This window comes from Chryseobacterium sp. PTM-20240506 (assembly GCF_048296755.1).
Lineage (GTDB): Bacteria > Bacteroidota > Bacteroidia > Flavobacteriales > Weeksellaceae > Chryseobacterium > Chryseobacterium proteolyticum.
The window spans coordinates 3786724-3800581 of the sequence record NZ_CP182581.1; the positions used below are offsets into that span (position 1 = coordinate 3786724).

A 13858-nucleotide genomic window follows, 5' to 3' on the forward strand; every position below is an offset into this window, starting at 1 on the left:
ATTTAAAAATTAAACAATTTTATAATGGATTTTCAAATAGGCAAATGATTAATAAGTAATGAACCAATTATTAAACATATTATCCCAGGTTCCTGATCCGGAAATTCCGGTAATCAATATTGTGGAATTAGGTATTGTAAGAGAGGCAAAAGCTACCAGCGAGAGTTCTTGCGAGGTAATAATTACGCCTACTTATTCTGCGTGCCCCGCTATGTTTACCATTGAGGAAGATATCATGAAAATCATGAAGGAAAACGGGTGGGATGCAAAGGTTGTTACCAAAATGTTTCCAATTTGGACAACGGATTGGCTAACAGATGAAGCAAGAGAAAAACTCCGTGAATATGGAATTACTCCTCCGGAGAAAGGGGCAGATGAGCACCATATAGGGAAACCTAAAAAATGTCCACGCTGTGGTTCTATGCATTCTAAGCAGATCAGCAGATTTGGATCTACATTATGCAAAGCATCATACCAATGTCTGGACTGTTTAGAACCTTTTGATTATTTTAAATGCCATTGATAAATTAATGTACTTGTTATATTTAAGGCATATGGCTATGTAAAGCATAACGAAGCTACTGCCGGATTACTAAGCTGGTAGATGGTTACATTAATTTATATTGTTAAATTAGAGCATTGTTAAATAATAAATTTAAAAACTATGTATACACAACTTGATATCGAGACTCATTTTGATGGAAAACTCAAAATTGCCTACCTGAATCAACCTGAATCATTAAACGCATTAACAAAACCTTCTTTGGCAGATTTGAAAGATTTTATAAAATCCTGTAATGAAGATGAAACGGTAAGATGTGTGGCGATTTCCGGAAGAGGAAGAGCATTTTGCTCAGGACAGAATTTAGATGATGCTTTTGTACAGGGAAATGAACACCATGATCATGATATCATTAGAAAAATAGTAGTGGATTATTACAATCCATTGGTTACAGAAATCACACATTGCAGAAAACCTGTGGTTGCACTGGTAAATGGCCCGGCAGTTGGAGCAGGTGCCATGCTTGCCTTGATCTGTGATTTCGTATTAGCAGTTGACAAATCTTATTTTGCACAGGCTTTTTCAAATATCGGGTTGATCCCTGATACGGGAGGAACTTATTTCCTTCCAAAACTATTGGGAAGACAATTAGCCAATTACCTTGCATTTACAGGAAAAAGATTGTCAGCAGAAGAGTCAAAAGCTTACGGTTTGGTAGCTGAAGTTTTCAACGAAGAGGAATTTATTCCAAAATCAATGGAAATTCTGGAGAAAATGGCCAATATGCCTACCGCTGCTATAAAACTTACTAAAAAAGCATTTGCTCAGTCGTACAACAATACACTCAAAGAGCAACTGGAGTTAGAAGGCGACCTGCAACAGGAAGCTGCAGAAACAGAAGATTTCATAGAAGGTGTAAACGCCTTTTTACAAAAAAGAAAACCTGATTATAAGGGAAGATAATTAATTTGAGAATGGGCTAATTTGAAAATTTGAAAATGAGAGATGACAAAGAAAATATCATTGTAAATAAGACTTTTGACTTTGCATTGAACATTATTGAATTTTCTGAAGAACTATATAAGGCTAACAGATTTCCATTGGCAAACCAGATTTTTAAATCAGGAACTTCAATTGGGGCTAATGTTAGAGAAGCTCAAAATGCAGAAAGCAAGGCCGATTTTATTCATAAATTAAAAATCGCTGCTAAAGAAGCTGAAGAAACAGAGTATTGGCTCTTGTTATGTTCTCAATCTCAATATTTAAAATCTCCGGATGAAAAAATACGATCAGATTTAAAAGAGATTGTGTTAATCTTATCTAAAATTATTTCAAGTTCAAAAGCTTAAGTAATTTTCAAATTAGCTCATTTTCAAATTTTCAAATTTAAAATATGAATGTAGGAATTATCGGTGCCGGAACTATGGGAATAGGCATCGCACAAGTAGCAGCAACAAATAGCTGTAAAGTTTGGGTATATGATGCCAACTCAAAACAGGTAGAAACGGCAACGCTAGGTTTGGAAAAAACATTAACCAAACTAGTAGATAAACAGAAGATTTCAGCTGAAAAAATGACCGAAATTCTGGCTAATGTCTCTATCGCTACAGAACTGAAAGATTTCAAAGACTGTGAATTAGTCATTGAAGCAATCATTGAAAACAAAGAAATTAAAACTAAAGTTTTCGCAGAACTGGAAAATCATGTTTCCGAAAACTGTATTATAGGTTCCAATACATCGTCCATTTCTATCACATCTCTTGGCGCAGAATTGAAATATCCTGAACGTTTTATTGGAATCCACTTTTTCAACCCTGCACCTCTGATGCCTTTAGTTGAAATTATTCCTTCGTTATTAACAGAGAAGTCTTTAGCAGAGAAAATGTATCACCTCATGAAAGATTGGGGAAAGGTTCCGGTTATTGCTAAAGATATTCCAGGATTTATTGTTAACAGAATTGCACGTCCTTTCTATAGTGAAGGATTGAGAATCGTTGAAGAAAATATTGCTACACCAGAGCAGGTAGACGATGCCATGAGGACCTTAGGAAACTTTAAAATGGGACCTTTTGAATTAATGGATCTCATTGGAGTTGATGTTAATTTTTCAGTTACAACAACTGTTTATAAGGATTATTTTAATGATCCGAAATATAAACCTTCCTTGTTACAGCAACGTATGTCTGAAGCAAAACTTCATGGAAGAAAGACCGGAAAAGGTTTTTTTGATTATAGTGAAGGAGTTCAGAAACCGATTGCTCGAAAAGATGATGCGTTGTATGAGCAGATCTTCTTAAGAATCATCTCCATGCTGATCAATGAAGCTGTAGAAGCTAAAAGATTAGGTGTAGCGAATGATGAAGACATCGAGCTGGCAATGCAAAAAGGAGTCAACTATCCGAAAGGTTTATTAAGCTGGGGGAGAGAAATAGGATATACAAAAATCTCGGAAACCCTGCAGAACCTTTATAACGAATATCAGGAAGAAAGATACCGACAAAGCCCTTTATTAAATAAGCTTGCTTAATTTGAAGGATAAAACTATTATAATGGATTTAGATATTTTCGGAGCAGAATTAAAGCAGAGGCTTTTGATGGAAAAAGAATACCTGGTCCGGGAATGTTCTTTGATCAAAGATGATCAGGAAAGGTTGGAATTGCTGGGGAAATTTAATGATAAATATAAGGAGGCGATCAAGAGGATAGCTGATGAAAATAATTTCGATCTGAATGCTTCGTATCCTTCCGAAGACTTTTCATATGAACATATGATTCTAGGTAAAACTATGGGGATTTATGATGTATTGGTTGAAGAATTATATGAAGAAATAACAAGTATAAACTAAAAATGAATCCAAAACAAATTGCAGATTATATGCTCGGTCAGGATTATTTTTCCCAATGGATGAATATCAGAATGATTGAGGTGAAAGAAAATTATTGTCTAATAGAAATGCCTATTAAAAAAGATATGATTAACGGACTTAAGACGGTCCATGGAGGGGTGACGTTTGCTTTTGCAGATTCTGCACTGGCCTTTTCATCAAATAATTCCGGGGACGCTGCAGTTGCGTTAAATTGTATCATCAATTTTACTAAAGCAGGAAAAGAGGGTGATATCTTTAGGGCAGAAAGTAAGCTGGTTAACGATACCCGGAAAACTGCTGTTTATGATATTCAGATCACCAATCAAAATGAAGAGCTTATTGCAAAATTTGTAGGAACAGTATATAAGATCGGAAAAAAAGTAACAGAATTATAAAATCAGACATAAGACTCAGATATCTGATTAAAAACGAGTGAAATCTTTTTGTCTGGTATCTCAAAATCTAAATAAAAAATGAACAACGTATACATTGTAGATTATATCAGAACTCCTATTTCAAAATTACAGGGAGGATTATCAGAAGTAAGAGCTGATGATTTGGCATCAATTGTTATCAAAGAAATTGTTGCAAGAAATCCCGAAGTTCCGGTAGAAGAAATTGAAGACGTTATTTTCGGGTGTGCTAATCAGGCGGGTGAAGATAATAGAAATGTTGCAAGGATGGGTCTTTTACTGGCTGGTCTTCCTTATAAAATCGGAGGAGAAACTGTCAACAGACTATGCGCTTCCGGAATGTCCGCCGTGGCAAACGCTTTTCGTTCAATAGCTGCTGGAGAAGGAGAAATTTATATTGCAGGAGGAGTAGAGCATATGACCCGTTCACCGTATGTGATGTCAAAACCAAGTGCTGCTTTCGGAAGAGACAGCCAGATGTTTGATACTACTTTCGGATGGCGTTTTATCAACCCTAAAATGAAAGAACTGTATGGTGTTGATGGAATGGGAGAAACTGCCGAAAATTTAGCAGATATACATCAGATCAATAGAGAAGATCAGGATAAATTTGCCCTTTGGTCTCAGCAGAAAGCAACAAGAGCTCAGGAAAGCGGAAGACTGGCAGAAGAAATTGTAAAAGTTGAAATTCCTCAGAGAAAAGGTGATCCAATCATTTTCGAAAAAGACGAATTTATTAAACCTTCTTCATCTATGGAGGGATTGGCAAAACTTCGTCCGGCTTTCAGAAAAGAAGGAACAGTTACAGCAGGAAACGCTTCGGGAATGAATGACGGAGCTGCTGCTTTAATTTTAGCGAGTGAAGAAGCGGTTAAAAAGTATGGTCTTAAGCCAAAAGCAAAGATTTTAGGATCCGCAGTAGCAGGTGTTGAACCAAGAATCATGGGAATAGGACCGGTAGAAGCAACTCAAAAACTACTGAAAAGATTAAACCTTTCTCTTGAAGATATGGATATCATCGAGTTGAATGAAGCATTTGCAGCACAGGCACTGGCCGTAACTAGAAGTTTAGGGTTGAAAGATGATGATGAAAGAGTAAATCCAAATGGAGGTGCCATTGCAATAGGCCATCCACTGGGAGTTTCAGGAGCAAGAATCGTAGGTTCTGCAGCAATGGAGCTTCATAAACAGGATAAGAAATATGCGTTGTGTACCCTTTGTATAGGTGTAGGACAAGGATATGCGATGGTAATTGAAAAAGTATAATTAATTTGGAAGTGAGTTAATTTGAGAATTTGAAAATGCTTAAAGACATTTCTAATTTTCAAATTATCGCATTCTCAGATTTTCAAATTAAAAAAAGATGAATATCTATTCATACCACGGGATTCGTCCCATTATAAAACCTTCTGCTTACATTCATCCGCAGGCAGTCATTATCGGGAATGTAGAAATAGGTGAAGAAGTATATATCGGTCCCAATGCGGTAATCCGTGGGGACTGGGGGAAAATTATCATCAAGGATGGAGCTAATGTGCAGGAGAACTGTACCCTGCATGTTTTTCCCAATATAGAAACGATATTAGAAGAATCTGCACATATCGGACATGGAGCTATTATTCACTCCGGACACATCGGCAAAAACTGTCTGATCGGAATGAACGCTGTGGTAATGGACAAAGCTTATATTGGCGATGAAAGTATTGTCGGAGCATTGGCTTTTGTACCGGCGAATTTCAGATGTGAACCCAGGAAACTGGTTGTAGGAAGTCCTGCAAAAATCATTCGTGATGTTTCCGATGAAATGATTCATTGGAAAACAGAAGGGACAAAGTTATATCAGGAACTGGCAAGAGAGGGAAAAGAAGCTATTCTGCCTTGTGAGCCTTTTACAGAATATGTCCAGCAGATTCCAACGAAAATTGTGGATTACAGTATCTGGGATGATATAAAACAATAACCATACAATTAAATATGATTAAAAAAATTGCACTTGTATGCAGCATGATGTTGACGATGAATAGTGTGTTGTCAGCACAAACTGTTGCTACAAAACCGCTTACAATTGGAGAAGTGAGGACGATTAAGTCTAAAACCTTAAATGAAGACAGGATATTGAATATTTATCTTCCACAAGGATATGACAAAACAAAATCATATCCGGTAATCTATCTGTTGGATGGAAGCATAAATGAAGATTTTATTCACGTGACGGGATTAGTACAATTCTTTAATCAGATGTATTCCATGCCGGAAACCATTGTAGTGGGAGTTGCTAATGTAGATAGAAAAAGAGATTTTACTTTTCATACAGATTTAAAAGACTTGCAGAAAGACTATCCTACCACAGGGCATTCTGATCAGTTTATTACATTTATGGAAAAAGAGCTAAAACCCTATGTTGAAAGCCAGTTTAAAACTACGGAAAAATACCTTTTTGGCCAGTCTCTGGGCGGACTTTTAGCAACGGAAATTCTTTTGAAAAAGCCGGAAATGTTCAATAACTATTTTATTATCAGTCCAAGTTTATGGTGGGATGATGAAAGTCTTTTAAAGCAAGCATCTCAATTACTTTCAAAATCTCCGGATACTAAAAAGTTTGTTTATCTGTCTGTTGGAAAAGGTGAACATCCTGTAATGATAAAAGATGCGGAGACTTTCTACGATGTTTTGAAAAAAGCCGGAAAGAAAAACTGGACATTAGAATATAAAATGATGGAAACAGACAATCATGCTACTATTCTTCACAGAAGTTTATATGAAGGATTGGTGAAAATGTTTCCTTACCAGGAACCGAAGTAAATCAGTTTCACTTGATCGGTGTTCCTAAAAAAATTAGATCGTAATAGTAATTTGGTCATTACTGTGAATACCTTAGGGCTCACTAATTAATTTAAGTAAAAAGTAAAAAACTATATGGAAAAGTTAAAAAACTATATCTACGGACAATGGATAGAAGGGACCGGAAACGGGGTTCCTTTGTACAATGCCGTTACAGGAGAGCAGGTAGCTGTTTCCGATACTGAAGGCCTTAATTTTGAACAGGCTCTTGATTATGGAAGAACTGTAGGATATAAAAATCTTTCTTCAATGACTTTCTATGACCGTGGAGAAATGTTGAAAAAAGTGGCGCTTTACCTGCTGGAAAGAAAGAAAAAATACTACGAGTTATCCTATAAAACTGGAGCTACCCATGTGGATTCCTGGGTGGATATTGAAGGAGGTTTTGGGACTTTCTTTACCTACTCGGGGTTGGCAAAAAGAATGTTGCCTAATACTCCATTCTGGGTAGATGGAGATACACAGAAAATTTCAGCGAACGGAACTCATTTAGGAACTCATATCCTTACTCCAAGTGAAGGAGTATCTATACAAATCAATGCGTATAACTTTCCGGTATGGGGAATGCTGGAAAAGCTTTCTACTTCATTGTTGGCAGGTGTTCCGTCCATTGTAAAGCCGTCACCTTTTGGATCTTATCTTACCAATGCGGTATTCCAGGACATGATTGAAAGTGGTTTTCTTCCGGAAGGTGCTGTACAGTTGGTTTGTGGCGAACCCGGAAATATTCTTGATTATGTTCAGGATGGAGATTCCGTATTGTTTACGGGTTCTGCGAATACAGGAAGAAAACTGAAATCATTGCCTTCCGTGGCAGGTAATGCAGTTCGTTTCAATATGGAAGCAGATTCGTTGAATTGTTCTATCCTGGGACTGGATGCAAAACCAGGAACTCCGGAATTTGATTTATTCATCAAAGAGGTTCGTAATGAAATGACAACAAAAGCTGGCCAGAAATGTACCGCTATAAGAAGAATAATTGTACCGGAACACCTTATCGGTGATGTACAGCATGCATTGGCAACAGCATTGGATCAAACTAAAATAGGAAATCCTCTAAGCCGTGAAACCAGAATGGGATCATTGGTAGGAAAGCAACAGTATGATGAGGTTCTCCGAAAAGTAGATATTCTGAAAACTGAAACAGAACTTGTTTATGATGGTAAACATGAGCTTGTAGATGCAGACTATGAAAAAGGATCATTCATGAGTCCTAAATTATTCCTGAACGATAAGCCTTTCGAGAAAAATATTTCTCATGATGTAGAAGCTTTTGGTCCGGTTTCTACTATGATGCCTTACAAAGATGCGGAAGAAGCCGCAGCACTCGCGAAAAGGGGGAAAGGAAGTTTAGTAGGATCAATTGTTTCCCACGATGATCAATTTGTAGCTGAAACTTCTTGGAAAATGGCATCGCAACATGGAAGAATCTATGTACTGAACAGAGATAATGCTAAAGAGAGTACAGGACATGGTTCCCCACTTCCTACATTGATGCACGGAGGACCGGGAAGAGCAGGTGGAGGAGAAGAAATGGGAGGATTAAACGGGCTGCATTTCTTTTTACAAAAAACAGCTATTCAAGGGTCACCTGATATTTTGACGGCAATCACCAAAATTTACCAACAAGGGGCAGAGAAAAAATATGCAGATAAGCATCCATTTCAAAAATACTTTGAAGATGTTGAAGTTGGAGATTCTCTGGAAACAGCAGGACGAACAGTTACCGATGCAGATATTGTGAATTTCTCCAATGTTTCGTGGGATCACTTCTATGCACATACAGATGCTACAAGCTTAACGGGAACTATTTTTGATAAGACGGTTGCTCACGGATACTTTATCCTTTCTGCTGCTGCCGGACTATTTGTATCAGGTAAAAAAGGACCGGTAATAGCAAACTATGGTCTGGAAAATTGCAGCTTCTTTAAACCGGTATATGCTGGAGATACAATTACTGTTTATTTGACAGCTAAAGAAAAAATAAACAGGGGAGTCAAAGGAAGAAATATTCCATCGGGAGTCGTTAAATGGTTAGTGGAAGTAATTAATCAAAGAGATGAGGTGGTTTGTGTGGCTACTATTTTAACTTTAGTTGCAAAAAAATCTCCTTTTGTTGATCTTAATATTAAAAATATTCAGAAAATTTTAGGAGGCCTGACCCAAAGTACAAAACCAAGCTGGGGTAATATGTCTCCACAACAAATGATTGAGCATCTTGAGCATGGCGTTTTGGTAAGTATGGGAGAACCTGAAGCTGAAAAATGCTTTACTCCTGAAGAACAGCTCGAAAAATGGCAGGATTCCCTTTACAATCACAGGAAAATGCCTAAGGATTTCCCGGCACCTTACTTGGCTGAAGATGAAAAGCTGTTGGAATTAAGACATAAAAATTTTGATGCGGCAAAAGAATCATTCATAGAAAACCTGAAAAGATTTTCAATTTATTACAAAGAAAATCCTCAAGCAGAACATCTGAATTTTGTGTTCGGAAAACTAAATAAAGAAATGTGGGAATTGATGCATAGGAAGCATTTTACTCATCATTTTGAACAATTTGGATTGATCTGATAATATTAAAAGGAAGCTTTATAAAGCTTCCTTTTTTTGGGTACTGATGTCTTGTTTTTTTAGATATCTCAGATACCAGTAAACCAAAATGGGAAGTGCAAAGATTTGAAATAGAAATATAAAAAGTGAGATGAGACCTTCAGGCTTATGCTCATTGGCTTTAATCAAAACCTGTTGTCCCAGAGGTCCGTTTGAGAAAATAACAATATTAAAGATATTCCATCCCAGGTGAAGTCCAAAAGGAAGATAAAGTGATTTTGTTTTTGCAAATGCAAATGCAAGCATCAATCCAAATATTCCGGTCATAAAAAAAATAATCACCATTTGAATAGGGTTTCCAAATGCATTATAAGAAAACAAATGGTAGACACCAAAGCAAATGGCAGAAAGATAACAGGCGATCTTAATTCCCAATTTTTCAATGGCTAAGTAAAGTAATGCTCCCCTAAAAATGAGTTCCTCAAATATGACTGATCTTAAAGTCCACCAGACGCTGGTGAATATTGTCTGTAAGGTCATATGTTTATTTAATATCCAGCTGTTATCGCTGAAAGTCTTATTCATTACATGATAAAGTAAGCACACCAATGCTGCTAACAGGAAGCCTGTTGTCCAGTTCATAATTCTATTTCTGGTGGGTTTAAATCCTAAAACAAAAAGTGTTTTTTTATCGATATACCATAGCAAGAGCCCTGAAATAATAAGTTCAGCAAGAATTCCGATCATGGGTAAATAGTTTTTATATCGTATTTTCAGCACGATAAGTTCGATGACTAAAATAATTAAAATAATTGAAAATCAGTAGGTAATAGTATTTTGTATATATTTTTGTTTTTCAAAGTCCGTCTTCATTTGATCCGGATTAAATAAATAGTAATTTTAATTTTTAAATGAATTGATAAAAAATAATATCATGAATGAAAGCTGGCTACAAAAATGGGATGAAATGAAAGACCTTCTGGTTTGTCCTACAGATTTAGAAGCTTATTTTACTTCAGACGAGATTTTCGGAAAAAAAATGGAAGTAATACATGTTGGAAATGTTTCTATGCCTTCTGGAAAAGTAATAGTAAGAGATCCTTTGGTCTATTTGAATGCAGCAGAAAAACCTTACTTTATTAACTCTCCGAAAGGAAATTTTCCGGTACAAATAGCAGTAGTAAAATCTGAAGATTGGGGGAATCGCTATGCAGCGGTAAAAGTTTCATTTACGGATAAAAGGCCTGTAATTTATCGTGAGGCTTTAATAGGACATGAAGAACTGGAAGGAGTGGGAGAAGGAGAATATTTTGGATTTTCTGTAGACGCTGGTCTTGCTTGTATTACTGATGCGGAGGTATTGCCTTATTTCGATAAGTTCCTTACCCAAAAAAATGTGGGTAACATTTACGATGATTATTTTGCCGATATCTTTGCTCAGAGTTATAAAAACAACCCCAAAAACCAGAGGGAGTTAGGGGATTGGATCAATTGGACAATACCAGGTACATCTTATCAAATTCCGATGTTTGCCAGTGGGTTCGGTGATGGCGCTTATCCTGTATACTTTGCTTACGACGAAGATAATCAGGTATGCGGGTTATATATTCAGTTTATTGACATTGAACTGGCCCTTTCCGAAGAGCAGGAGGATGAAGAAGATTGCTAATGATGGGAGCTAGTTTTGCTGATAAAGTTATTGACTTTAATAGAAACCTTAATTATAACGGTAAGCTGCCACATAATTTTGAGGTGTTGAATCCATATTTTGACAATCCGGAAACGATGGCTGTTATGGAACAGTTTTATAAAAAGTATTATAATGATTCCATACAAAGAAAGTTTATGGTAGGAATTAATCCCAGCAGACATGGAGCTGGTGTAACTGGAGTACCATTTACAGATACAAAACGACTTGAAAGTGTTTGTGGGATAGCAATGCAATCTGCACGTACGCATGAGGTTTCATCTGTTTTCATGTATGATATGATCGAACAGTATGGAGGAGCCACTGAATTTTACAAAGATTTTTATATAAACTCTCCTTTTCCCTTAGCAATCGTAAAACGATCCGGAAATGGCTGGCTTAATGCCAATTACTATGATGATAAGGAGCTATTTTCTGATGTTAAAGATTTTATGATTGAATCCTTAAAAAAGCATATCAGTTTAAATCTTGATACTTCAGAAGTATTTGTTTTAGGAAAGAAGAATGCAGATTTTATCTCAAAACTGAATAAAGAAGCAAATCTCTTTGAAAAAATGACCATTCTTGAACATCCCAGATATATACAGCAATATAAACTAAAAGAAAAGCAAAGCTATATTGATAAATATATACTTGCATTAAAAAACAAATCCCTTGAATAGCTCAAGGGATTTTCCATTTGTGCAGTAGAATCTTTCACGGTACAATGATAGCTTATGATATTATTTTCACGGTTATTAGTTTTTATCGTCGTAAGCTATTTCTTTATGATCTTATTTGATCCCAAAGGAATTTTAATTAGATATGCTCTTGCAGGGAACTTAGAGATATCTTTTTCATTTACTCCTTTTTTAATTTCTGTGCTTTTTAAGAGCTGGCACTGTAGCAGGAAAAAAGCAGCATATTTAGTATCTCAAAGGAACAATAATAATGGGACCCGAAAGTAGAGTAGAAAGTACCAAATTGATGCATCCGTATTTCTACGTAATAGGCTTAAAATAGAATGACATGCTGATCACTATTTTGCAGGTCAATTTGTTGTGGTTAAATTTTCGTTAACAGGCTGTAATTCGTATTTTTGTAAGAATCCAATTTAAATTAAAATGAACGAATTTGTAGTCTCAGAACTTAAAAACAATATCGCAGAAATCACCTTTGGGACCCCTAAAAGTAACTCACTTCCTGGAGCGATTCTGGAAAAATTAGCACAAACGATCTTAGATGAAGGTGCAAAAGATGAAGTAAAAGCTATTCTTGTAAAAAGCAGTGGTGAAAAAGCTTTTTGTGCCGGTGCCAGTTTTGATGAACTTCTTGCTATTGAAGAATTAGATGCATCTACAAGGTTTTTTGGAGGATTTGCTAAGGTACTGAATGCGATGAGAAATTGTGGTAAAATAGTTGTGGTAAGAGTTCAGGGAAAAACGACAGGTGGAGGAGTAGGTATTGCCTGTGGAGCTGATTATTGTTTTGCAACAAAGGATTCTGCCTTGGCTTTGACTGAAATTAATTTAGGTATTGGTCCTTTTGTAATAGGCCCGTATGTTGAAAGGAAAATAGGAAAATCACAATTCTCTGCAATGGCGATTGATGCCGATTTCAGATCTGCTGAATGGGCTGAACAACATAATGTTTATCATTCTGTTTCAGAAAATATCGAAGAAATGGATGCTAAACTGGATAAATTTCTACAGATATTAGCTTCCAGAAGCAGTGATGCTCTTGCACTTATTAAAAAGGTATCATGGGAAGGAACAGAACACTTCAATGAATTAATGCCGGAAAGGATTCATATGAGTGCTAGTCTCATCCTGGAAGAATCTGCAAAGAAAAATATTGAGTCTATTAAAGAAAAATTAAGAGTTAAGTAAAGGCTTACTTCATAAATAAAAAAACCGTTGAAATAATCAGCGGTTTTTTTATTTAAATAATCTTCGAAATATTTTTAAGTTTCAGAAAAATATTTAACTTTGTATTTCAAAGTTCTTTATATGGATTCAAAAAACTACCACGAAGATCTATCCCACATCCGGTCTATGATGGAACGATCTTCCAGATTTATTTCATTGAGTGGATTGTCTGGTGTTTTTGCCGGACTTGCTGCCATTGCAGGTGCAGTGTATGTGTATTTTGTTTTTCAGAGAGAAGGAATCGATTATTTTGATGGTGATCGAAATATCTACAATCCTTCTTTAGTGAGAGAATTAGTGATTATAGGAACTTTGATCTTATTTGTTGCGGTACTGAGCGGATACTTTTTTACAGCGAATAAAAGCAGAAAGCAAGGATTGAAAATATGGGATGCTACGACAAAACGTCTGCTATTAACGTTTTCTGTTCCATTAATAACAGGAGGCGTGGTATGTCTTGGTCTTTTATATCATCACCTTTTTCCATTGATTGCCCCAGCGACATTAATTTTTTACGGTTTAGCACTGGTGAATGCTGAGAGATATACTTTAACTGATGTCAAATATCTGGGCTATTGCCAGATTATACTAGGGTTGGTTTCCCTTTTCTTTCTAGGATGGGGATTAGTAGCATGGACGCTGGGATTTGGTTTTTTACATATAGTGTATGGCCTCATCATGCATAAAAAATATAAATAATGATTTAAATTTGCAGCTCTAAAAAAGTAATACTGTATACTATACCTACCACCAAAGATTATGATTAAAATAAATCAGCTCAACAAAGAATTTGAAAGTCGGGTAAGATTAGGCATTATGTCTGTTCTTATGGTTAACGATTGGATTGATTTCTCGGAAATGAAAGGATTATTGGAGATTACTGATGGTAACTTGGCCAGTCATAGTAACGCTTTGGAAAAGGCTGGATACATAGAAATAAAGAAGGAATTTGTTGGGAAAAAACCTAAAACCTCTTATAGGGTTACACAGAGTGGAAGACAGGCTTTTTCTGATCATTTAGATGCTCTTGAAAAATTAATAGGCAGATAAAACTATATTTTTTTATCAAT

At 36.0% G+C, this 13858-nt stretch carries 16 protein-coding genes; 15 read left to right on the forward strand and 1 reads right to left on the reverse strand.

All coding sequences use genetic code 11. The annotated features are described in order from the left end of the window. Positions 1 to 58: 58 nt before the first annotated feature. The 10 genes from paaD (at position 59) to paaZ (ending at position 9194) form a co-directional block, all read left to right on the forward strand. The gene (paaD, locus tag ACNFU2_RS16865) at positions 59 to 523 is read left to right on the forward strand and encodes a 1,2-phenylacetyl-CoA epoxidase subunit PaaD (protein WP_273650625.1); all 465 of its coding nucleotides are present in this window, start codon (positions 59 to 61) and stop codon (positions 521 to 523) included. Positions 524 to 664: 141 nt separating this feature from the next. After that, entirely contained in the window at positions 665 to 1465 is an 801-nt protein-coding gene (locus ACNFU2_RS16870) for an enoyl-CoA hydratase/isomerase family protein (protein ID WP_172284297.1), read from the forward strand. A gap of 35 nt (positions 1466 to 1500) precedes the next feature. Further along, positions 1501 to 1851 carry a four helix bundle protein gene (locus ACNFU2_RS16875; protein ID WP_172284295.1) on the forward strand — a complete coding sequence of 117 codons (351 nt, stop codon included), beginning with the start codon at positions 1501 to 1503 and terminating at the stop codon, positions 1849 to 1851. Positions 1852 to 1895: 44 nt separating this feature from the next. Continuing rightward, positions 1896 to 3029, forward strand: coding sequence for a 3-hydroxyacyl-CoA dehydrogenase NAD-binding domain-containing protein (locus ACNFU2_RS16880; RefSeq protein ID WP_418122397.1), 1134 nt, complete (start codon positions 1896 to 1898; stop codon positions 3027 to 3029). A gap of 22 nt (positions 3030 to 3051) precedes the next feature. Continuing rightward, entirely contained in the window at positions 3052 to 3348 is a 297-nt protein-coding gene (locus ACNFU2_RS16885) for a hypothetical protein (protein ID WP_273650627.1), read from the forward strand. A gap of 2 nt (positions 3349 to 3350) precedes the next feature. Continuing rightward, positions 3351 to 3764, forward strand: a complete 414-nt coding sequence (locus ACNFU2_RS16890; RefSeq protein ID WP_172284290.1) for a PaaI family thioesterase — start codon at positions 3351 to 3353, stop codon at positions 3762 to 3764. Between the two features lie 78 nt (positions 3765 to 3842). After that, entirely contained in the window at positions 3843 to 5048 is a 1206-nt protein-coding gene (pcaF, locus tag ACNFU2_RS16895) for a 3-oxoadipyl-CoA thiolase (protein ID WP_273650628.1), read from the forward strand. Between the two features lie 97 nt (positions 5049 to 5145). Next, positions 5146 to 5742 (forward strand): transferase hexapeptide repeat family protein, encoded by a 597-nt coding sequence (locus ACNFU2_RS16900; RefSeq protein WP_172284286.1) that lies wholly within the window; start codon positions 5146 to 5148, stop codon positions 5740 to 5742. 14 nt (positions 5743 to 5756) lie between these two features. Then, positions 5757 to 6584, forward strand: coding sequence for an alpha/beta hydrolase (locus ACNFU2_RS16905; RefSeq protein ID WP_273650629.1), 828 nt, complete (start codon positions 5757 to 5759; stop codon positions 6582 to 6584). Positions 6585 to 6698: 114 nt separating this feature from the next. Then, entirely contained in the window at positions 6699 to 9194 is a 2496-nt protein-coding gene (paaZ, locus tag ACNFU2_RS16910) for a phenylacetic acid degradation bifunctional protein PaaZ (RefSeq protein ID WP_273650630.1), read from the forward strand. Between the two features lie 18 nt (positions 9195 to 9212). On the opposite strand, the gene ACNFU2_RS16915 is transcribed toward paaZ, so the two are convergent. Next, positions 9213 to 9920 (reverse strand): CPBP family intramembrane glutamic endopeptidase, encoded by a 708-nt coding sequence (locus ACNFU2_RS16915; RefSeq protein WP_273650631.1) that lies wholly within the window; start codon positions 9918 to 9920, stop codon positions 9213 to 9215. A 187-nt stretch (positions 9921 to 10107) separates the two neighbouring features. On the opposite strand from ACNFU2_RS16915, the gene ACNFU2_RS16920 reads away from it, so the two are divergent. From ACNFU2_RS16920 to ACNFU2_RS16940, 5 genes are all read left to right on the forward strand, one after another. Next, positions 10108 to 10842: a DUF4241 domain-containing protein gene (locus tag ACNFU2_RS16920; protein WP_273650632.1), complete on the forward strand. Its 735-nt coding sequence runs from the start codon at positions 10108 to 10110 to the stop codon at positions 10840 to 10842. 2 nt (positions 10843 to 10844) lie between these two features. Then, positions 10845 to 11543, forward strand: a complete 699-nt coding sequence (locus ACNFU2_RS16925; RefSeq protein WP_172284662.1) for an SMUG2 DNA glycosylase family protein — start codon at positions 10845 to 10847, stop codon at positions 11541 to 11543. A 441-nt stretch (positions 11544 to 11984) separates the two neighbouring features. Then, the gene (locus tag ACNFU2_RS16930; protein ID WP_172284276.1) at positions 11985 to 12749 is read left to right on the forward strand and encodes an enoyl-CoA hydratase/isomerase family protein; all 765 of its coding nucleotides are present in this window, start codon (positions 11985 to 11987) and stop codon (positions 12747 to 12749) included. A 120-nt stretch (positions 12750 to 12869) separates the two neighbouring features. Then, positions 12870 to 13487: a hypothetical protein gene (locus ACNFU2_RS16935; protein WP_273650633.1), complete on the forward strand. Its 618-nt coding sequence runs from the start codon at positions 12870 to 12872 to the stop codon at positions 13485 to 13487. Between the two features lie 60 nt (positions 13488 to 13547). Next, the gene (locus ACNFU2_RS16940; RefSeq protein WP_418122401.1) at positions 13548 to 13838 is read left to right on the forward strand and encodes a winged helix-turn-helix domain-containing protein; all 291 of its coding nucleotides are present in this window, start codon (positions 13548 to 13550) and stop codon (positions 13836 to 13838) included. The last annotated feature ends 20 nt before the right edge of the window (positions 13839 to 13858 follow it).

What these genes read in the sequence shown, in the direction of transcription:
- paaZ (WP_273650630.1), top strand. Translation starts at nt 6,699, where the DNA reads ATGGAAAAGTTAAAAAACTATATCTACGGACAATGGATAGAAGGGACC.
- ACNFU2_RS16870 (WP_172284297.1), top strand. Translation starts at nt 665, where the DNA reads ATGTATACACAACTTGATATCGAGACTCATTTTGATGGAAAACTCAAA.
- ACNFU2_RS16915 (WP_273650631.1), bottom strand. Translation starts at nt 9,920, where the DNA reads ATGATCGGAATTCTTGCTGAACTTATTATTTCAGGGCTCTTGCTATGG.
- ACNFU2_RS16905 (WP_273650629.1), top strand. Translation starts at nt 5,757, where the DNA reads ATGATTAAAAAAATTGCACTTGTATGCAGCATGATGTTGACGATGAAT.
- ACNFU2_RS16920 (WP_273650632.1), top strand. Translation starts at nt 10,108, where the DNA reads ATGAATGAAAGCTGGCTACAAAAATGGGATGAAATGAAAGACCTTCTG.
- ACNFU2_RS16875 (WP_172284295.1), top strand. Translation starts at nt 1,501, where the DNA reads ATGAGAGATGACAAAGAAAATATCATTGTAAATAAGACTTTTGACTTT.
- pcaF (WP_273650628.1), top strand. Translation starts at nt 3,843, where the DNA reads ATGAACAACGTATACATTGTAGATTATATCAGAACTCCTATTTCAAAA.
- ACNFU2_RS16900 (WP_172284286.1), top strand. Translation starts at nt 5,146, where the DNA reads ATGAATATCTATTCATACCACGGGATTCGTCCCATTATAAAACCTTCT.
- ACNFU2_RS16890 (WP_172284290.1), top strand. Translation starts at nt 3,351, where the DNA reads ATGAATCCAAAACAAATTGCAGATTATATGCTCGGTCAGGATTATTTT.
- ACNFU2_RS16935 (WP_273650633.1), top strand. Translation starts at nt 12,870, where the DNA reads ATGGATTCAAAAAACTACCACGAAGATCTATCCCACATCCGGTCTATG.
- paaD (WP_273650625.1), top strand. Translation starts at nt 59, where the DNA reads ATGAACCAATTATTAAACATATTATCCCAGGTTCCTGATCCGGAAATT.
- ACNFU2_RS16925 (WP_172284662.1), top strand. Translation starts at nt 10,845, where the DNA reads ATGGGAGCTAGTTTTGCTGATAAAGTTATTGACTTTAATAGAAACCTT.
- ACNFU2_RS16885 (WP_273650627.1), top strand. Translation starts at nt 3,052, where the DNA reads ATGGATTTAGATATTTTCGGAGCAGAATTAAAGCAGAGGCTTTTGATG.
- ACNFU2_RS16930 (WP_172284276.1), top strand. Translation starts at nt 11,985, where the DNA reads ATGAACGAATTTGTAGTCTCAGAACTTAAAAACAATATCGCAGAAATC.
- ACNFU2_RS16880 (WP_418122397.1), top strand. Translation starts at nt 1,896, where the DNA reads ATGAATGTAGGAATTATCGGTGCCGGAACTATGGGAATAGGCATCGCA.
- ACNFU2_RS16940 (WP_418122401.1), top strand. Translation starts at nt 13,548, where the DNA reads ATGATTAAAATAAATCAGCTCAACAAAGAATTTGAAAGTCGGGTAAGA.